At 66.8% G+C, this 17,752-nt stretch carries 17 protein-coding genes and 1 pseudogene; 12 read left to right on the forward strand and 6 right to left on the reverse strand.

All coding sequences use genetic code 11. The annotated features are described in order from the left end of the window. Window positions 1-11 precede the first annotated feature (11 nt). From ABN401_RS03975 to ABN401_RS03985, 3 genes are read left to right on the forward strand one after another with little or no spacing between them, the layout of a single operon-like run. The gene (locus tag ABN401_RS03975; protein WP_349683534.1) at window positions 12-443 is read left to right on the forward strand and encodes a Zn-ribbon domain-containing OB-fold protein; all 432 of its coding nucleotides are present in this window, start codon (window positions 12-14) and stop codon (window positions 441-443) included. Beyond that, the gene (locus ABN401_RS03980) at window positions 440-1,630 is read left to right on the forward strand and encodes a lipid-transfer protein (protein WP_349683535.1); all 1,191 of its coding nucleotides are present in this window, start codon (window positions 440-442) and stop codon (window positions 1,628-1,630) included. The genes ABN401_RS03975 and ABN401_RS03980 overlap by 4 nt, the downstream gene beginning before the upstream one ends. Continuing rightward, a complete protein-coding gene (locus tag ABN401_RS03985) occupies window positions 1,627-2,412 on the forward strand; it encodes an enoyl-CoA hydratase/isomerase family protein (RefSeq protein ID WP_349683536.1) in 786 nt (261 codons plus the stop codon). The genes ABN401_RS03980 and ABN401_RS03985 overlap by 4 nt, the downstream gene beginning before the upstream one ends. On the opposite strand, the gene ABN401_RS03990 is transcribed toward ABN401_RS03985, so the two are convergent. Further along, window positions 2,389-3,345, reverse strand: coding sequence for an alpha/beta hydrolase (locus ABN401_RS03990; RefSeq protein ID WP_349683537.1), 957 nt, complete (start codon window positions 3,343-3,345; stop codon window positions 2,389-2,391). The genes ABN401_RS03985 and ABN401_RS03990 overlap by 24 nt on opposite strands. Beyond that, complete coding sequence (locus ABN401_RS03995; RefSeq protein ID WP_349683538.1) at window positions 3,332-4,957, reverse strand: flavin-containing monooxygenase; 1,626 nt, start codon at window positions 4,955-4,957, stop codon at window positions 3,332-3,334. The genes ABN401_RS03990 and ABN401_RS03995 overlap by 14 nt, the downstream gene beginning before the upstream one ends. A 153-nt stretch (window positions 4,958-5,110) precedes the next feature. On the opposite strand from ABN401_RS03995, the gene ABN401_RS04000 reads away from it, so the two are divergent. Beyond that, complete coding sequence (locus tag ABN401_RS04000; protein ID WP_349683539.1) at window positions 5,111-6,613, forward strand: CoA-acylating methylmalonate-semialdehyde dehydrogenase; 1,503 nt, start codon at window positions 5,111-5,113, stop codon at window positions 6,611-6,613. A 195-nt stretch (window positions 6,614-6,808) separates the two neighbouring features. On the opposite strand, the gene ABN401_RS04005 is transcribed toward ABN401_RS04000, so the two are convergent. Genes ABN401_RS04005 through ABN401_RS04015 form a run of 3 tightly spaced genes read right to left on the reverse strand, consistent with a single transcriptional unit; the run spans window position 6,809 to window position 9,540 of the window. Beyond that, window positions 6,809-7,621 (reverse strand): class I SAM-dependent methyltransferase, encoded by an 813-nt coding sequence (locus tag ABN401_RS04005; protein ID WP_349683540.1) that lies wholly within the window; start codon window positions 7,619-7,621, stop codon window positions 6,809-6,811. A 45-nt stretch (window positions 7,622-7,666) separates the two neighbouring features. Continuing rightward, a complete protein-coding gene (locus ABN401_RS04010) occupies window positions 7,667-8,122 on the reverse strand; it encodes a cupin domain-containing protein (protein ID WP_349683541.1) in 456 nt (151 codons plus the stop codon). Window positions 8,123-8,124: 2 nt separating this feature from the next. After that, window positions 8,125-9,540 (reverse strand): NAD(P)/FAD-dependent oxidoreductase, encoded by a 1,416-nt coding sequence (locus tag ABN401_RS04015; protein WP_349683542.1) that lies wholly within the window; start codon window positions 9,538-9,540, stop codon window positions 8,125-8,127. Between the two features lie 123 nt (window positions 9,541-9,663). Between ABN401_RS04015 and ABN401_RS04020 the strand changes: the two genes are divergently transcribed. The 5 genes and pseudogenes from ABN401_RS04020 (at window position 9,664) to ABN401_RS04040 (ending at window position 14,399) form a co-directional block, all read left to right on the forward strand. Then, window positions 9,664-10,377, forward strand: coding sequence for a winged helix-turn-helix transcriptional regulator (locus ABN401_RS04020; protein WP_349683543.1), 714 nt, complete (start codon window positions 9,664-9,666; stop codon window positions 10,375-10,377). 218 nt (window positions 10,378-10,595) lie between these two features. After that, a complete protein-coding gene (locus ABN401_RS04025; protein ID WP_349683544.1) occupies window positions 10,596-11,543 on the forward strand; it encodes a hypothetical protein in 948 nt (315 codons plus the stop codon). 10 nt (window positions 11,544-11,553) lie between these two features. Then, window positions 11,554-12,102 (forward strand): fasciclin domain-containing protein, encoded by a 549-nt coding sequence (locus ABN401_RS04030; protein WP_349683545.1) that lies wholly within the window; start codon window positions 11,554-11,556, stop codon window positions 12,100-12,102. Window positions 12,103-12,494: 392 nt separating this feature from the next. Further along, window positions 12,495-12,955 (forward strand): annotated as a pseudogene (locus tag ABN401_RS04035) (transposase); the annotation flags it as partial. Window positions 12,956-13,208: 253 nt separating this feature from the next. Further along, complete coding sequence (locus tag ABN401_RS04040; protein ID WP_349683546.1) at window positions 13,209-14,399, forward strand: hypothetical protein; 1,191 nt, start codon at window positions 13,209-13,211, stop codon at window positions 14,397-14,399. Window positions 14,400-14,708: 309 nt separating this feature from the next. On the opposite strand, the gene ABN401_RS04045 is transcribed toward ABN401_RS04040, so the two are convergent. Further along, window positions 14,709-15,146, reverse strand: a complete 438-nt coding sequence (locus ABN401_RS04045; protein ID WP_349683547.1) for a BLUF domain-containing protein — start codon at window positions 15,144-15,146, stop codon at window positions 14,709-14,711. A gap of 476 nt (window positions 15,147-15,622) precedes the next feature. On the opposite strand from ABN401_RS04045, the gene ABN401_RS04050 reads away from it, so the two are divergent. From ABN401_RS04050 to ABN401_RS04060, 3 genes are all read left to right on the forward strand, one after another. Further along, window positions 15,623-16,858, forward strand: coding sequence for an alpha/beta hydrolase family protein (locus ABN401_RS04050; protein WP_349683548.1), 1,236 nt, complete (start codon window positions 15,623-15,625; stop codon window positions 16,856-16,858). Further along, a complete protein-coding gene (locus ABN401_RS04055; protein ID WP_349683549.1) occupies window positions 16,855-17,022 on the forward strand; it encodes a hypothetical protein in 168 nt (55 codons plus the stop codon). The genes ABN401_RS04050 and ABN401_RS04055 overlap by 4 nt, the downstream gene beginning before the upstream one ends. A gap of 276 nt (window positions 17,023-17,298) precedes the next feature. Continuing rightward, on the forward strand, window positions 17,299-17,688 hold the full coding sequence (locus tag ABN401_RS04060; RefSeq protein ID WP_349683550.1) for a BLUF domain-containing protein: 390 nt from the start codon (window positions 17,299-17,301) through the stop codon (window positions 17,686-17,688). Window positions 17,689-17,752: the final 64 nt, after the last annotated feature.

Raw genomic sequence — 17,752 nt, forward strand, 5'->3', positions numbered from 1 at the left:
TGGCTCGCGTGATGGACAGCACAATCCTCAGGCCCGTCGTCGATGAAATCCTCCAGCTCGATGAGGGGGGGGCTCATCTGCTGGGCAGCGCTTGCCAGGATTGCGGCACGCTCTATTTCCCACCCGTGTTGAGCTGTCGGAACCCCGACTGCGCGGGCAAGACCATCGTGCCCTCTCAACTGGGTGGGGCAGGGGTGCTCTTCAGCTTCACGATCCAGCGCTATCGTCCCCCGGCCCTGTTCGCTCTCGACCCGTGGGAGGCCTATGCCATCGGTTCCGTGGATCTCGCCGGCGGGGTCAGGGTCTTGGGGATCATCCAAGCCCCATTCGATCACCTCAGACCAGGCTTGGCGGTCCGACTTTCGACCTCTGTGCTCAACGACGGCGACGAGGGTGCGGTCATCACCCATGTCTTCGTTCCGGATGAGGATGCGCCGGTATGAGGCCGGTCTATGTCCTCGGCGTCGGTGCCCATCCCTGGGGCAAGTGGCCTGACACGCCACAGGTCGGTCTGGCCATTCACGCCATGAAGGCAGCCTTGGCCGAGGCGAACCTAGGTTGGCGCGACCTCCAGGGTCTCGTCGCCGCCAGCTCGCGCTTCGAGGGCGGAATGGGATGGGGACTTCACGCCAATGAACTCGCCCAGGCCGTCTCCGAGCACGGGATGGCCTGCGTCAATGTCGGGGGGGCCTGCGCCGCCGGAGCCGTCGCCTTCCACACGGCCCACATGATGGTGGCCAGCGGTCAGTACGACACAGTGGCGACCCTCGGGGCCGAGCGGATGCCCAAGGGGTTCATCCCACGCCCGCCAGGGGCCGCTGACGATCCGACCGACCATGACTTTCTGCGATGGAAGACCATCGGGGCGACCAATCCCGCCTATTGGGCGATGGAAGCTCGACGCCGGATGCATGAGGTTGGCACGACCGAGGAAACCTTCGCCGCCGCGTCCGTGCTCATGCGGCGTCATGGCGCTCACAACCCCTATGCCCGGTTTCGCACGCCCTCGAGCGTCGATGAGGTGATGGCCTCGCCCATGGTCAGCGATCCGCTTCGACTGCTCGAAATCTGCGCGGTCAGCGACGGGGCGGCCTCGGTCATCCTCGGTTCCGAGGCGCAGGCGCGCCAAACCGGAGGGCCCCTCATCCAGGTCGCGGGCAGTGCGATCGCCACAGGCCAGTTCGGCGACCCGGCCACCCGCATTCCCATGGTTGGCTCGACGCCTCGTCCGGGGGTCGCCCATACCAGCGAAGTGGTCGGAGCTGTTCAGAAGGCCTGGAAGGCGGCCAGCATCGGTCCAGAGGATGTCGATCTGCTGGAACTCGCAGACAATACGGCGTGGCACGTCCTCGCCTGGCCTGAAATGCTGGGATTCTTCGAGCCGGGCGAAAGCGACCGCAGGCTGGCCGCCGGCGACCTTCAGGTCGGCGGACGACTGCCGATCAATCCCAGCGGGGGCTTCCTGTCCTTCGGCGAAGCGACGACCGCGCAGGCGCTTGTGCAGATTTGCGAGCTGTTCTGGCAGCTCCGGGGACAGGCCGGAGGACGACAGGTCGAAAACGCCCGGATCGCCATGTCGGCTGTGCTCGGCCTTGGCGCCAACGGTGGCTCTGTGGTGCTGAAACGATGAATGCCGCCGTCCAGCTCGACGTGCAGGACGGCGTGGCTCTCATGACCCTGTCGCGTCCGGAGACCGGCAATGCGGTCAGCCAGGATGTCGCGGACGGGTTGCTGGCAGCTGCGCTTGTCTGCGAGTCCGACGACAAGGTTCGCAGTGTCCTCCTGACCGCGCAGGGCACCGCGTTCTGTGTCGGGGGAGACGTCAGGGCCTTCGCCGAGGCCGGCGACGGGATGCCGTCGCTGGTTCGGCGTCTGACCGCGTCCCTCCACATGGCGGTGGCGCGGCTCGCCCGCATGGACAAGCCTTTGGTCACGGCGGTCAACGGCGCTGCGGCGGGCGCCGGTCTGGGCCTGGCCGTTCTTGGCGACATCGCCCTGGCGGCGCGATCCGCGAAGTTCACCGCCGCCTATGGTGCCCTGGGACTGACGCCCGACGCCGGGGCGACCTGGCTGTTGCCGCGTCTGGTCGGTCTCAGGCAAGCCCAGAGACTGTTGCTGCTCAACGAGCGGATCGATGCGGTCGAGGCGGAACGGATTGGACTGATCACGCAGGTTGTCGAGGATAACGCGCTCGCAGCCGAAGCGCTGGAGCGTGCCTCCCGGCTTGCGAAGGCTCCCCGCAGAGCCTTCGGCAGAACACGGGGCCTGCTCTATGCGGCCATGGCCAATGGTCTGGAGACCCAGCTCGAGCTGGAAGCCCAGTCCATTGCCGAGGCCGCCGGGTCCGGGGAAGGGCATGAGGGCGTAGCGGCGTTCGTCTCCAGGCGGTCAGCCGACTTCGGGTCGATCTGAAGGCCCGGATCCGTCGACGGTCAAGGATCGCCTCAGCGCATCGGACAGCCAGGCCAGGGCCTCGTCGCCGCGTCTGGAACCGCCCGGCAAGCCGACGAAGCCGTGAATCATGTCGCCGAAATGTTCGGCCGAAACCTCGACGCCCGCGGCGCGAGCCCGCTCGACGAATGACAGGCCCTCGTCTCTGAGCGGATCATGGCCGGCGGTGAGGACCGCAGTGGGCGGCAAGGACGAAAGTTCGGCGCGCGTCAGGTCAAAGAGGGGATCGCCGGAGCGATCGCCTTCACCCCTGTAGGCCGACCATGCCCAGTCCAGAAAGGCGCCCGTCAGCATGTGACCTTCGCTAAACCTCTCCTGAGACGCGCCTGTCCGGGACGGATCCAGGCACGGATACAGCAGCCCGAGAGCCTGGACCGGAGATCCTTTTGCCGCGCAGGCGAGCGCGGTCGCCACCGCCAGCTGGGCACCCGCGCTGTCGCCGGCCAACCCGACCCGTTTGGGTTTCAGCGTGGAGCGAACCCAGGCCACCGCAGCAGCCGTGTCTTCCAGCGCCGCTGGATAGGGGTGCTCCGGGGCCAGTCGATAATCGACGGACGCGACGGTCACGCCTGAGGCGATCGCGAGACGACGGCAGAGCGCGTCATGGGTCTCCAAATCCCCGAACACGAAGGCACCTCCGTGGAAGAAGACGATGACCGGATCCAGCGAGGCGTTCGGCGGGAGAAAGAGTCGCCCGGCGATTCGCTCGGCACCGGTGATCTCGATGTCCCTGACCCGGATGGCGTCCGGACGAACACCCTTTGCCAGAAAGGCGTTCGCGGCCTCGCGGATCTGGACCGCCGAAAGCCCATCGGACGGAGGACGAAGAGCCATTCGGGGGTCAGCCACCAGGGTCGCGAGATCAGGGTCCAGCTGGTCTTCAGGAGGCTTCACGGAGGCTCTCGTGACGACGCAGGTCAAAGCCCTCGTAGCCGTTCGAGGCCGTGTTTTCGAGGATCCGACGATAGCCGCGAACGCCCCCGGAATAGGGCATGAAGACCCGGGGCTTTCCAGGCATTTCCGCGCCTACATAATAGGACGGCGTCGTCATGTAGAGGGTTTGCTGGGCGCGTTCATTGACGTGGGCGACCCAGGTTCGGACGGCATCGGGGGTCGCCTCGACTTCCATGATGCCGTCTCGGCGGGCGACGTCGAACAGCTCGGCAAGCCAGTCGATCTGCTCCTCGCTCGACAGAAGCACATTGCTCAGCAGCGATGGGCTGCCGGGACCGCCGATAAAGAACAGGTTGGGGAAACCGTCGACGGCGATTCCCAGATGGCTCGCCGGGCCGCCCGCCCAAGCCGCCTTCAGCGTCTGGCCCTCGCGCCCCGTAATGTCGATCTTGAGGATCGACCCGGTGAAGACGTCGAACCCCGTCGCATAGATCACGATGTCGAACGGCAGGTCCTGATCGCTCGTGCGGATGCCGTTCGTCGTGAAGCGCTCGATCGGGGTCTCGCTGATATCCACGAGGGAAACATTGGGCCGGTTGAATGTCTTGAAGTAGCCGCCATCGACCGAAGGGCGCCGCGTGCCGAAGGCGAAGCCGCGCGGCACCAGTTTGTCGCGCAGGCCGGGATCCTCGATCTGTTCAGCGATCTTGCGCTGGACGAAGGCCGAAGCGATGTCGTTGGCCTCCTGGTTCAGCAGGATGTCCTTGAACGTCAGCGCAAAGCCGAATCCGAGCCGGTTCCAGGCGGCCTCGAAGGCGGCCTCGCGTTCGTCCGGATCGACCTCGGCCGCCGACCTGGGATCCGGCTTGAAGCCGAGACCACTGGGCGAGTTTCGGGCCGCCTCTCTCCGGGCGCGATAGTCCGCCTTGACCGCCCTGTCCTCCTCCTCGGTGACCGGCGCGTTTGCCGCCGGGATCGAATAGTTGGCTGTTCGCTGGAACACCGTCAGATGCGTGGCCTGGGCGGCGATGATCGGCGTCATCTGAACGCCCGAGGAGCCGGTTCCAATGATCGCGACCCGCTTGCCGGAAAAGTCGACGGGCTCGCGGGGCCAGCGCGCGCTGTAGATGATCCTGCCCTCGAAAGTCTCTTGGTCGGGATAGGTCGTGGCCTTAGGCTCGGACAACTGTCCGACCGCGATGACGAAGCGCGCTGCGGTGAACCTGCTCCCGTCCTCCGTCTCGATCGTCCAGCGGCACGTCACTTTGTCATAGGCCGCCCGGCGGACGCGGGTCGACAGGTCGATGTCCTTGCGAAGGTCGAACCGGTCGGCGACGTGATTGATGTAGGTCAGGATCTCGGGCTGGGTCGCGTAGCGTTCCGTCCAGCGCCATTCCTGCTCCAGCGCCTCGGAGAACCGGTACGAGTAGTCAAAGCTTTCCACGTCGCAGCGTGCGCCCGGATAGCGGTTGTAGTTCCACACACCCCCGATTTCGTCCGATGCCTCCAGAACCCGCACGCGGAAGCCCTGTTCGCGAAAGGTATGAAGCGCGCGAAGGCCGGCGAAGCCCGCGCCGACGATCAGGACATCGAGGTCGACATTCTTGGTCATGGCCATCTCCCTATCGAAAATCGTGACACGGCGAGCGCAAACCGTCAACGATAGTGTTGATAGCAATCAGGTCGAACGCTAGGCTCCCGATGAGGTTCAGAAAACGGCTTTCAGACGAGCCGATTGATGATCGCTTTCAGGGAAGACGCTCGCATGCGCGACATTCATCATTTCATCGACGGCGCGTCCTTCACCGGATCGTCGGGGCGTTTCGGCGACGTGTTCAACCCGAACACCGGCGAGGTCCAGGCGCGGGTGCAGCTGGCCACCGAGGCCGAGATGGATCGCGCGGTCCAGGCCGCCCAGAACGCGTTCGAGGGCTGGTCCTCGACCAACCCCCAGCGCCGCGCGCGGGTGATGTTCGAGTTCAAGCGCCTGGTCGAGGCCAACATGACCGAGCTGGCCGAGCTGCTGAGCGCCGAGCACGGCAAGGTCGTCGCGGACTCCAGGGGGGACATCCAGCGGGGCCTGGAGGTGATCGAGTTCGCCTGCGGCATCCCGCATGCTCTGAAGGGCGAATACACCTGGGGCGCGGGTCCCGGCATCGACGTCTATTCGATGCGCCAGCCGCTGGGCGTGGTGTCGGGCATCACGCCGTTCAACTTCCCGGCCATGATCCCGATGTGGATGTTCGGCGTGGCCATCGCGACCGGCAACACCTTCATCCTGAAGCCCTCGGAGCGCGATCCGTCGGTGCCGGTGCGTCTGGCCGAGCTGATGATGGAGGCGGGCGCTCCCGCGGGCGTGCTGAACGTCGTCCACGGTGACAAGGCGGCGGTCGACGCCATCCTGATCCACCCGCTGATCCACGCCGTCAGCTTCGTCGGGTCATCGGACATCGCCTCCTACGTCTACCAGACCGGCGCGGCGCACGGGAAACGCGTCCAGGCCATGGGCGGGGCCAAGAACCACGGCATCGTCCTGCCCGACGCCGACATGGACCAGGTCATCAAGGACCTGTCGGGCGCCGCCTACGGCTCGGCCGGCGAACGCTGCATGGCCCTGCCGGTCGTGGTGCCGGTCGGAAAGCAAACAGCTGACATTCTGCGCGAGCGGATGGTGGCGGAGATCCCGTCGATGCGGGTCGGCGTCTCGACCGATGCCGGGGCCCACTACGGCCCGGTCGTGACCGCCCAGCACAAGGCCCGCGTCGAGGGCTGGATCGATCAGGGGGTCAAGGACGGCGCCGAACTGGTCGTCGACGGGCGGGGCTTCAGCCTGCAGGGCCACGAGAAGGGCTATTTCATCGGCCCGTCGCTGTTCGACCACGTCACGCCCGAGATGGAATCCTACAAGGAGGAGATCTTCGGCCCGGTGCTGCAGATCGTTCGCGCGGCCAGCTTCGAGGAGGCGCTGAGCCTGCCGTCCAAGCACCAGTACGGCAACGGCGTCGCCATCTTCACCCAGAACGGCCGCGCGGCGCGGGACTTCGCCGCCCGGGTCAATGTCGGCATGGTCGGCATCAATGTGCCGATCCCGGTGCCGGTCGCCTATCACACCTTCGGCGGTTGGAAGCGCTCGGCCTTCGGCGACACCAACCAGCACGGCATGGAGGGCGTGAAGTTCTGGACCAAGGCCAAGACCGTCACCGCCCGCTGGCCTGACTCCGACCTGGAACACGCCGACAGCAGCTTCGTCATCCCGACGATGCGCTAGATCCGGCAGACTTGCCTGGCAGTCCGCCTTCGTACCATCGCGCGTTCAAGCAAGGCGGGGACGGGCAGGAGGTGGCCCAAGGTGGATGAGAATGGGACCTTGCCAGCCCCTCTCAATGTCGCCTTTTCGGCGGTGTGCGAGCGACCGTTTCTGGCGCATCGCCGACCTTGTCGTGATACTGATGGAAAGCAAGATTTAGGGCTTGGTCACGGTCACCTTGAGGAAGGTGGCCGGGATTTCCGTGCGATCGGCACCGCCGCGATTGTTCGTCTCGAACACCGACAGCAGTTCGGCATCCAGGGCTTCGGCTCGGCCCTGGCTGGACGCCGCATCGAACGCGTTCATGGTCGGTCCGTAGTAGGCCCTGAACGTCTGGAGCAGGTCGCGCGGCGGCCCGGCGATCCGGAAGACATAGGTCGACCGCTCGCACACGATGGCGCCGCTGGGCATGCCGGCAGCCTCGAAACGGTCGCGCACCTTAGCCTCGACGCCCCAGGTCACCGGGCTGATGAAGCCCTCGGGTGCCGGCGGGGAGTAAGCTGCGCTGGTCTTCAACACCTGGGCGATCAGGGTTGGATCGTCTGGGATCCAATTGCCCATGACGATCCGGCCGCCCGGACGCGTCACCCTGACCATTTCGCGCGCGACGTCGAAAGGGCGGGGCGCGAACATCGCGCCGAAGATGCTGACGACAAGATCGAAGGTCGCGTCGCCGAGGTCACACAGATCCGAGGCGTCACCCTGCTGAAACCTCAGGTTCAACAGCCCGGCTTCAGCCGCGCGCCGATTGCCAGCGGCGACCAGGTTCTGGGCGATGTCCACGCCAGTGACCATCGCGCCGCGCCGTGCAGCGGGAAGTGCGGTCGTGCCGTCGCCGCATCCCAGATCGAGCACGACCATGCCCGGCGTGACGCCAAGGCCCTCGATCAAGGCCTCTCCGCTCTCGCGCATGGACGCCGCGATCCGGGTGAAATCGCCCTTCTCCCACAATGCCTGGTTCGGGTTCATGTCAATTCGCCATGTTCTGTCTGGAAAAGGGTGAGCGCGCGCCCGTCAGTCGAGGCCTCCCTCGACCGCCGTCGCGTCGACAGCGCCGTCGAAGGCTATGAAGAGAACGCAAGGTGTGGCGCTGACGCAGGTCGCGCGGTGGGCGAGGCCGGCCGGGCCATAGGCGTAGGTTCCGGGCGTGAGGGTCGCCTCGGCCGCGCCGCGATAGGTCACAGCGAGGCGTCCCGCGGCCAGCATCATCCGCTCTGCGCTGGTGTGGCTGTGATTCGGCAGCGTCTGTCCGGCCGCCACCCGGAGCAACACGTCGGCGCCTGGGCGGGCCGGATCGCCGCGCAGCACGGCGAGCTCGCAACCCCGTGGGAAGACGGCGGGGCAGGGCGACCAAGCGATCACCGGGTCTTCGGGAACGAGGACCAGCGGGCGGTCCTGGGCCTGGGCGACCGGGGCGGCGAGCAGGGAGAGAAGGGGAACAAGGGCGGCGGCGGGCATGGGCATGGGCATGGTCAGGCTCCTGGGGGTGGGGCGAGGTCTGAGGCGGCGAGAAGGCGGGACAGGCCCTCGAGACCCGGCGCCAGGGCCGCGCGCCATCGCGCGACGGCGGCGGCCTCGGCCTCGGTCGGGGCGGCGGCGGCCTGCTTCAGCAGGGCGGCGAACCGGTCCAGCCGGCTGTCGCGGACCCAGGCGTCCAGCTCGGGGCTGCGCGTCCAGGCCTGGCGCGCGCGGGCGTCCTGCAGATGGGCCGCGACCCAGTCGCGAGGCGTATCGACCATGGCCACCGGCCGGCACAGGGCGTTGCGGTCGTCGTCGTCCGAGCCGGTCGCCTCGACCCGGGCGATCAAAGCCGCGCTGAACGGCGGCGCGCAGCGGCGGACGTAGTGCAGATTGATCCGGCCGGGCTGGAACACCGGCCGCGTCGGCGCGCGTGGAATGCCCGAGGCCGTGCAGTGGATGTGAAGTGTGTCGGGGCCGGTCGGAACCTCGCCCTGGTCCAGCACGATGCGGTCGCGGGCGATGCGCTGGACACGGCCCCGGCGCACGACGTCCCCGACCGAGCGCAGGCGCTCCAGCTCGGCGTCGCTGACGAAGGCGCAGTGGAACAGCCCCGGCGCGACCGCAGGGTCCAGACGCCGCATCGTGCCGACCGCTTCCCACCGGACGAACAGGTCGTCTACGTCGACGGCGGCGGCGGCGGCCTCCATCTCGCCGGCCCACGCGGTCAGGACCTCGGCGAGAAAATCGCGGCTCGGCTGGAAGAGGGCGCGGTTCAAAAGCCACGGATCGCGCGGGCGGATCCAGCGGATCGTTTCTGGGCCGCGGCCGGCCTGAAGGAGCCACAGGACGGTGTCGATCGCGGTCTTGCCCGCGCCCACTACGACATGGGCGGCGGAGTGCTCGGCATCCGGCAGATCGTGAGGGGCGATGCAGCGCACGCCGGGCTCGACATCGAAGCCGGGTCCATCAGAGATCGGAGTCCGTGTGCCGGTCAGGGTCGCGTCGATGATGCGGCGACGGGCTGTCAGGCGGATGGGAGCCCCGTCCTCCATCGCGACGGCCAGGCCGTCGCCGCGCCAGTCATGGCCGGGCAGCCAGGTGACGCGGCCGCTGGACAGCAGTCGGTCGCGCATGACCGCGTCGAGGTAACGCACCACCTCATCGCGCCCGGCCATGCCCATCAGTCCGGCATTCAGCGGGTCGGCGGACGGTGCGTCATCGCCGAGCGGCGTCGAGTTCACGCCGTACAGACTGGACGGGCTATGCAGCCGAACGAAGGGATAGGCCTCCCGCCAGTGACCACCGACGGCCGTTCGTCGGTCCAGCAGGACGACACTGGCGGCGGTCTCGGTCAGCAGGGCGTCGACAAAGGCCAGGCCCATGACGCCCGCCCCGATCACCACATAATCCGCTTCCAGTTCACGCATTGCGACCCTCTCGCCCTCGACCATCGGCCTGCGGGATGGGGTCCGCTAGTTCAGGAACTGAATCGACCGGACTCGCGGCGCGAGCTCCCCTATCCTGGCGATCGAACGGCGGGAGACGGGGACGTGAGCAAGGGTGGTTATGAGCAGTTCTGTCCGGTGGCGATGGCGGCCGAGGTGCTGTGCACCCGCTGGACCATTGTGCTGTTGCGCGAGCTGATGGCGGGATCGACCCGGTTCAACGCCCTGCGTCGCGGGGTGCCGCGCATGTCGCCGGCGCTGCTGTCGCAGCGGCTGAAGGAGCTGGAGGCGGCAGGGGTCGTGGCCAAGTCCGGCTCGGGCAACGGACAGGCCGGGTCGGAGTATCGACTGACCGAGGCGGGGCGCGAGCTGATCCCCCTTATCCAAGCGTTCGGCTTCTGGGGTCAGCGCTGGATCGATGCCGAGTTGTCGCTGTCGCGGCTCGATGTGCAGCTGTTGATGTGGGACATGCGGCGCAATCTCGATCCCGACCCACTGCCGCCGCGCCGGAGCGTGATCCGCTTCCGCTATGACGACGCCGTCGCCGCTCAGGCTCTGTGGTGGTTGATCGTGGAGCCGGGCGTCGGTGTCGATCTGTGCTCGGTGGATCCCGGCCACGACCTGGACGTCGAGGTTCGCGCCGACGTCCGAACCATGACCGCGATCTGGATGGGGCACGAGACTGTCAAAACCGCCCTGGCCGACGGCCGGCTGTCAGTAGAAGGCGACCGCGACCTTTGCGGCAGCATGCAAACCTGGCTGGGTCTGAGCCCCTTCGCCAGCACGCCAAAGCCCGCCCTAGGGACGGAAGCTGGTTAGGCCGTGAGGCAGGCTATCGCCTTGCGCTCGCCAATGCAGGACAACGTAGGCGTCCGATGTCAGACCGAGCTCCAACGACCGCTACTGGCAGCCCACTCCAGGTCAGATTGGGGCGGGAAGCGGCACTGCGCTTTAGGTCCTCCGCCAAGCCTTTCCAAGACATGGCGGAACAGCGGAGGTTGGCGAACGTTGCCAACGTCTGGACGAGGAGTCTGACGATGAAACGATCAATCACCCTGACGAGCGCGCTGGCGCTGACGCTGGCCATCTCGGGTGCCGCCATGGCGCAGAACGGAAACGGCAATGGCAACGGCCGGGGCAGCGGCGGGGGCGAAAGCGCTCAGCAGGACCGCGGCAACGGAAACGGGGGTGGAAACGTCAACCGGAGCGGCGGCAACGACAACCGTCGCGGCGACAACGGGCGCGGGAACGACCGGGCAGAGCGTCAGGCCGACCTGCGCATCCCCGATGTCGCCCGCGATGTGGCGCGGGGTCAGGACCGGATCGAGCGCGACGTCCGCCGCGAGGTCGAACAGCGGGTTGGGCTTGACGACGGCGTGGTGGTGCTGCGCCGCGACGCCGGTCGCGGGCTGTTGAACGGCTGCCCGCCGGGGCTGGCCAAGCGCGACAACGGATGCCTGCCTCCGGGTCAGGTCCGGCAGATCGAGCGGGCGCAGGATCCGTACAACCGTTACAACTATCTGTGGCGGACGCTCGGCGGTGACGGCGAGTATCGGTACCGCGACGGGTACGTCTATCGGACCACACCTCAGGGCGGCCTGCTCGGCTATCTACCCGTCCTGGGCGGCATCCTGTCGCCGGGCAACGCCTGGCCGGCGCAGTACCAGTATCAGCAGCCGCCCCGATACCTGTCGCAATACTATGGCCTGAACGACGGCACGCAGTATCGCTATGCCGACGGGGTGCTGTATCGCGTCGATCCGCAGACCTCGTCGATCGGTCAAGTCGCGGCGCTGCTGACCGGACAGCAGTTCAACGTCGGTCAGCGTCTGCCGGCAGGGTATGACGTCTATAACGTGCCCTCTGCCTATCGGAACCAGTACCCTGACAGCGCGCAGAGCCAGTACCGCTACAACGACGGCTACGTCTATCAGGTCGACCCCACCACCCAGCTGGTGCAGGCCGTCATCCAGCTGCTGACCTGAGGATCGACACATGCGCAACGCAAAGACCTGGGCACTCGCGCCCGTTATTATCCTGTGCCTCGCGGCGTGTGGCGGCGAGGCCGACAAGGGCGGAGACGGTGCGACGCCGGTTCCGTCCTCGAAAACCCTGTCGGTCGCCATCGGTGACGAGGGCGACCTTGATACGCTGGAGGGCGTGATCGAGAACGCGGGCCTGTCCGACGTGTTGGATGGCAAGGGCCCCTATACCGTCTTCGCGCCGGCGAATGCCGCGCTGGGCGCGGCGGGGACAGACCTGTCGGACGAGGCGATGAAGGCCCAGAGCGCCGCCTTGTTGCGGGCTCATATCGTCCCGGGGGCCCTGACCCGCGCCGACATCCTGGCCGCGATCGACCGGGGCGGCGGAGGCAGCGTGCAGATTCGCACCATGGCCGACGGCCTTTTGACCTTCAGCCGTGACGGAGAGGCGGTGATTGTGACCGCCGAGGATGGTGCCGCCGCCCGGCTGAGCCGGGACGAGATTCTGGCCACCAACGGCGTCGTCCAGCCGATCGACGGCGTGCTGGTGAAGGCGGGTTAGAACGGTTTCAACCCCATACGGGGCGGTTGGAAGGATGGTTCGTCGGTATGCCCGTGAACACATTCAAAATGGGCGTGGCACGTCACGGGTCGCTCCCGGAGGCGGAGCTACCGGCCGCTTTTAACCGACCAGAGCGTCAGAGACTGGATGACCCGCCCGGTCCTTAAGGCCGGACAAGGCGAATGACTGCCCTGGGTCGCGAGCGGCGGCTGGGTTCTCACTCGAAAGCAGACCTGCACAGCTTCGCCGAAAAGCTGCCGCGTCCAACGTCGTCTGACGGTGGGAAGCGCATCTGGCCGTTCCGTTGAAGATCGGACTTTAATCGGCCTGCTGAATGTCGCGTTTTCGGCGGGTTGCCGGGCGATCCGGGCCTGCCGCCAGAGGCGTCGAGCCGTGTGATCGACGAGTATCTGGCGGCGCGGGACGATGCGGCCTTCGGCACGGCCACGCCGGTCACGCCCAAGTTCATCTCGCCGGTGGACCCGGCCGCGCGCTGGACCGGCGCGAACAAGGGGCCGGCCTTCCTCGACTACGCCACCAACCACCTGATCGACCTGGACCACGCGGTCATCATCGACGTTGAGGCCTCCACCGCCTGTGCCCCGCGGAACTGACGGCGGCTCGCACCATGATAGAGCGGGTCCGGGATCGGCATGATCTCCACCCCGATCGCCTCGCCGCCGACACCGCCTATGGATCAGCCGAGATGCTGGAATGGCGGGTCAACGACCAAGAGATCGCACCCCACATCCCGATCATCGACAAGTCTGGCCGGACGGACGGTACCTTCTCCCGAGCCGACTTTACCTATGCTCCCGCCGCCGACCGGAAACGCTGGCCCGGCGGCAAACCGAGGACTGTTCCACCCTGCCTCGTTCCCCGCCTCGCTTGAGGCCTCCCCAAGGCGCACCTCCAGCGACGGAAGGGTTCAACCGGGTGATCGCGGCCGACGATGCCGAAACAGACGCTGGACGGGCAGCGGGATGCTGGCTCCAGTACGGCAGCAAAGCTGTTCAGAACGAAGTCGTAACCACCGCCTGTGATTTTCGGCCCCTGCGAGAAGGATTCAGTGCAAGAGAGAGAGGCGAGCCAAATCGGTAGAGGCGATGATCCAGACTTTCACGCGTGCCAGCGACCGAGAGGCTCTGACCGCCTTGTGCGGGTCACCGCTTCTGGCCAACGGTTGCGTGAACCTGATCTCGCTGGACGCCGTGCGTGACCGCGCCGGCGACCTTTGGCCCCGCAAGCGCGAACTGGTCTGGGACTTCACCGACAAGAGGCTGCGCGAACGGCTTCAAGCCCATGACATGGTCTTTCGGGTCGATGACACCACCTACCTGATCGCGGTCGTGGCTGACTATGCCGCCGCTGCCCAGGCCGTCGCCATGCGAACCCTTGAAGAGATCCTGCTGCACTTCATCGGCCGCCTCGACCGCGCTCACATCATCATCCGCCGGGTCGATCGCATCGACGGTGCAGAGCTGACGACCAGCCCGGTCGATATCGAGCGCATCCCAAGGCTGGAGGATGTCCCGCAGCAGAAGGCCCAGATCAGCCCCACCGCCAGCGCCGAGCGCGAAAAGAACCCGCTTCTGTTCAGATCTTTGTCCGGCCGTGATCTTAGGGTCGATTTCTCGCCCCGCCCGGTCACGAGCCTGCAGCACGGGGTGATGACCGCCCTTCACCTCCCTCGCCAGGTCGTGGATCTGGAGGGCGAGGCCGTGCTCGGTCCCGCCGCTCTCGACGCCCTGACGGATGGCGATCTCATCCGCATCGACGAGGCGACGCTGGACTACGCCTCCTTGTTCACAATGGGCGATCAGGACGCCGGCTATATCGCCTTGATCATTCCTGTATCCTATCGAACCCTTCTGAACCGCCGTGGCCGTGCGGCGCTGATCCAGCAGGGCGGCGGTCAGCCGGCCTTGAAGACCGGGGCCTTGTTCGAAATCCTCGACATGGACAGCGGCACGCCGCCCAGTCGGATCGCGGAAGCGGTCTCGCTCTCGCGCACCATGGTCCGGGGCGTCGTCGCGCGCCTCCCCGAGGGACGGGGCAGCCTCTCGCCCTTCACCGCCGTCGGTCTGACGGGCCTGACGGTGCCGCTGGCGCGGCAGCAGGGCGCCGGTGCGCCGACCTTCAAACCTCCGGCGCAGTCTTTGGATCGGCTCAGGACCGCGTTTCGCGCCCTGATCGCGTTGGACGCCCTGAAGGGCGACGAGGCCGCCCTCAAAACGATGGGGTACACCCATGCCAGTCTGGCTACGGACCACGCCGTGTCGGCCAGGACGGCCTGAGGCCGGGCGGCTGGGACGCGACGGTTCTCCTTGTGTCCGACGGTGACCGTCCGTTCGTCGTGCACGCGCAGCGAAGGCCGGAACCCGCCATGGTCGGACGCCTCTGGACGGCGGCCCGCCGACGTTCGCTAGCCTTGCTCGACGTCGGACGACCTCTCGGCGAGAGCCTGAAACCCGTGAGGAGCTCCCCCGCCCAAGGAAAGTCACCCAGACCTGCCGGGCTCATGGTGGTCCGGACACCACTGCCGGCCTTTCCCCCGGGCGATCAAACGCTTTGCCGCAGGCGGGGTGAACTTTAACGCCCAGTTGTCAGGCGAGGCCGGAGCCGGCCAGGGGATCCCGCTTGCCCCTGCGCGGCTGGAGCATCTCTAGGAACAGGTCGACAAGCTGGGCCGTGGACACCTCGTCGTGCGCCACCATGTCCTCGAGGCGGGTCCGTCCCTCGGGTGAAAACTCGGGTACGATCATGGACCAGTCCGGAAAGAGCCGCTCTTCGATCGGACCGCGGTCCAGGACCCGCATGTCGCAATGACGGGGATCGACTGAGATCCTCCGAAGGAGGGTGTCTAGGGCGTGACCCTCGCCCTCTAGGATTTGCGCATATCGACCGGGCGTGAATGACAGGGCCCCGGTAACTTCCACTGCTCGATTGTTCCTCACGGATTGGGCGAGGATGTCTGAAAACGCGAGGAGCTGGTCCTCCGGGTCGGTGGATCGGCTGACATAGGCGAGACGTTCCAACCGCATTGGATTCACCTCTCAAAAATGGAGTCACTCGCACCCTAGCTCAAATCTGTTACTCGTTCGTGCGCATGGCTGCGGGCCTAGCCTGACCGGGCGGATGTCCCAGGATCCTCGCATCGGTTGCACCAGCAGGGCGCGTTCGGAGTTGCAGTCATGATCGGGTCGGTCCGGGTCTCCTCGGAAAACGCTGCACGCGCCGGCACTCGAGACCTGCCGGATCGCGGGAGCCGCATTCAGAGGTTAACGCCTCCCATCAGGTTGCCAGATCCGACGCGCGTCTTGGCGTTTGCCGACGCCATATTGTGCCGAACGTCAGTCACCCCCTAGACCGGCGGCCTGCCGTTCCCGGTTTGACCGATTTTCGAGTGCAGGTGCAAAGGTTGAAGATGAGGCTCAGGACGGCTTTGGCTTCGCTGCTGCTTGTGACGACGCTCAACGCCTGCGCTACAGGCGCTGGGCCGTCCGTTCCTGCGGCTGAGGTGCAGGCCTGCAGCGGTGCCTGGCGGCTGAGTGACGGGCGCGGCGTAACGGCGTCACCCGTCGAGGCCGGGCTGCGCTGGCGTACCCTGGAGGGCGAGACCGGCCGTCTCCGCCTTAACGCGGACGGGGTCTGGCACGCGTCCCACGGAGGCGAGATCGATGACGGCCGGGCCCCCGTCGCCTTCTCCTGCCCGGGCGGATTGGAAAGGTTCGAGGGTCTGGCGGCCACAGCCGTCCCCACGGTCGTGGTCGATACGGTGTTTGCCGGGTCCGGCGGCGTGAGGCTGGCGGGCCGACTCACACTGCCTGCGGGGCCAGACACCGTCCCTGTCATTGTGCAGGTGCATGGCTCGGAGCGGACCTCCGCCCTTGTCTTCGACCCCTTCCAGCAACTTTTGCCGCTGCAGGGGATCGGCGTGTTCGTCTACGACAAACGGGGCACGGGCGGCTCGGATGGTCGCTACACCCAGGATTTCGAAGTGCTCGCCGCAGACGCCGTCGCCGCGGCCCGCGAAGCGCGACGGCTGGCCGGACCCCGTTTGGGACGGCTCGGCCTGCACGGGGCCAGTCAGGGAGGCTGGGTCGCGCCCCTGGCCGCCACTGGCGCGTCGGCAGACTTCCTCATCGTCAGCTACGGCCTCCTTGAAAGCCCGCTGGAGGAGAACCGGTCGCAAACGATCCTGGACGTTGCCGAAGCCGGGTTCGGTTCGGGGGAGCAGGCGGCGGCTGGCGCATTGGCAGACGCCGCCGGAACCGTGATGGCCTCGGGCTTTCGCGAAGGTTTCCGTGAACTGGAGGTGCTCCGTCGCGAGCATCGTGAGGCTCCATGGTATGGGGCGATCAAGGGTGAGTTCACCGGAGAAATCCTGCGCTACCCGCCGCTCCTTCTGCGCCTCTTTGGGCCTCTGCGCTCGCAAGGGACGAGCTGGCGCCATCAGGGCGAGCCGGTCCTTCGCGGGCTGAACATCCCCGTTCTCTGGATACTCGCCAGCGAGGATCGAGAGGCCCCGCCCCAGCAGACCCGGAGCAGGCTGGCCGCCCTGATCGCCGAGGAGCGGCCCATCCAGCTGGCCGAGTTTGCGGGGGCGGATCACGGCATGAGGGTGTTCGACACGGCGAGCGACGGGTCGCGCCGCTGGACGGGCTACGCCCCCGGCTACTTCCGTGCCGTCGGTGATTTCGCTCTCGGCCGGACACCTGAGAACGACTCCAACCCGCGAAGCCTCCCTCCATGATCCGTCAGGCCATGGTGGCCGACGTGGTCGACGGCGTGTCTTCGCTGCCCCCTGTCTGCCACGACATGGTCAGCCAACCGAGGGCGACGACCCCGGGACGGGACAGGTCGGTCCACCCGGGGCTGCTTCGCGGGACGGCGAAGGAAACCCTGGTCGAGGCATGAACGCCTAACCGTCCCCAGGGGCGGGCGAGTCTGCGGTCCAAGCCGACCTTGGTCTGCCCATGAACCCGCGTCGCCGGCAGCACGAAAGAGGAGCCATCACGGGGGCCAGCCGGGCTGCGTCCGCAATCCGGGTGATGCCCGCGCCTGCGTGACCGAACTACGAAAAACAGATGTCCATACGGAGGAAATGGCTTAGCTTGCCGGAGGGTGGCGCAAGGCCAGACGATCGGGTTCGCGCGAGCATCCTCGAACATGTCATAGAGCTTCGGATCGTCCATGTCTCTCGAACGCCTGATTTATCGCAGTACTGCCGTGAGCGAGGACTGCGCCACGGAATTCGACAGAATTGTCGCGGTGTCCGAGCGCAACAACGAACGATGCGGCATCACGGGGGCGGTCACGCTGTGCGACGGCCGTTTCGTGCAGGTTCTCGAGGGGAGTTCCGAACGACTGGACCCTCTGCTGGCGACGATCGCCCAAGACCCTCGCCATACGGACGTTCACATCTTGGGGCGCTGGGCCGTCACGGGGCGACTGTTTCCGAGCTGGTCCATGGCGCGGGCGGACGCGGCGCGTGCCGACGCCCAGCTGCGTAGCTGGCTGAGATCGGACGACTACGGCGTTACCCTCGTTGGGGCTCTTTTGACCCTCACGGGGCTCTTTTGACCCTCACCCATAATGTGCCGCTGTAGGTCCGCGCGATTCACGACGGGCGGAGGGTTTTGAGCCC

This window comes from Brevundimonas aurifodinae, assembly GCF_040195595.1.
Taxonomy (GTDB): Bacteria; Pseudomonadota; Alphaproteobacteria; order Caulobacterales; family Caulobacteraceae; genus Brevundimonas; species Brevundimonas aurifodinae.

Coding starts and splice junctions, on each gene's coding strand:
- ABN401_RS04045 (WP_349683547.1), bottom strand. CDS start 15,146: ATGCGGTTGGAACGTCTCGCCTATGTCAGCCGATCCACCGACCCGGAG.
- ABN401_RS03995 (WP_349683538.1), bottom strand. CDS start 4,957: ATGACCAAGAATGTCGACCTCGATGTCCTGATCGTCGGCGCGGGCTTC.
- ABN401_RS03980 (WP_349683535.1), top strand. CDS start 440: ATGAGGCCGGTCTATGTCCTCGGCGTCGGTGCCCATCCCTGGGGCAAG.
- ABN401_RS04015 (WP_349683542.1), bottom strand. CDS start 9,540: ATGCGTGAACTGGAAGCGGATTATGTGGTGATCGGGGCGGGCGTCATG.
- ABN401_RS04060 (WP_349683550.1), top strand. CDS start 17,299: ATGTCTCTCGAACGCCTGATTTATCGCAGTACTGCCGTGAGCGAGGAC.
- ABN401_RS04040 (WP_349683546.1), top strand. CDS start 13,209: ATGATCCAGACTTTCACGCGTGCCAGCGACCGAGAGGCTCTGACCGCC.
- ABN401_RS04030 (WP_349683545.1), top strand. CDS start 11,554: ATGCGCAACGCAAAGACCTGGGCACTCGCGCCCGTTATTATCCTGTGC.
- ABN401_RS04025 (WP_349683544.1), top strand. CDS start 10,596: ATGAAACGATCAATCACCCTGACGAGCGCGCTGGCGCTGACGCTGGCC.
- ABN401_RS04010 (WP_349683541.1), bottom strand. CDS start 8,122: ATGCCCATGCCCATGCCCGCCGCCGCCCTTGTTCCCCTTCTCTCCCTG.
- ABN401_RS04005 (WP_349683540.1), bottom strand. CDS start 7,621: ATGAACCCGAACCAGGCATTGTGGGAGAAGGGCGATTTCACCCGGATC.
- ABN401_RS03975 (WP_349683534.1), top strand. CDS start 12: ATGGACAGCACAATCCTCAGGCCCGTCGTCGATGAAATCCTCCAGCTC.
- ABN401_RS04000 (WP_349683539.1), top strand. CDS start 5,111: ATGCGCGACATTCATCATTTCATCGACGGCGCGTCCTTCACCGGATCG.
- ABN401_RS04055 (WP_349683549.1), top strand. CDS start 16,855: ATGATCCGTCAGGCCATGGTGGCCGACGTGGTCGACGGCGTGTCTTCG.
- ABN401_RS03985 (WP_349683536.1), top strand. CDS start 1,627: ATGAATGCCGCCGTCCAGCTCGACGTGCAGGACGGCGTGGCTCTCATG.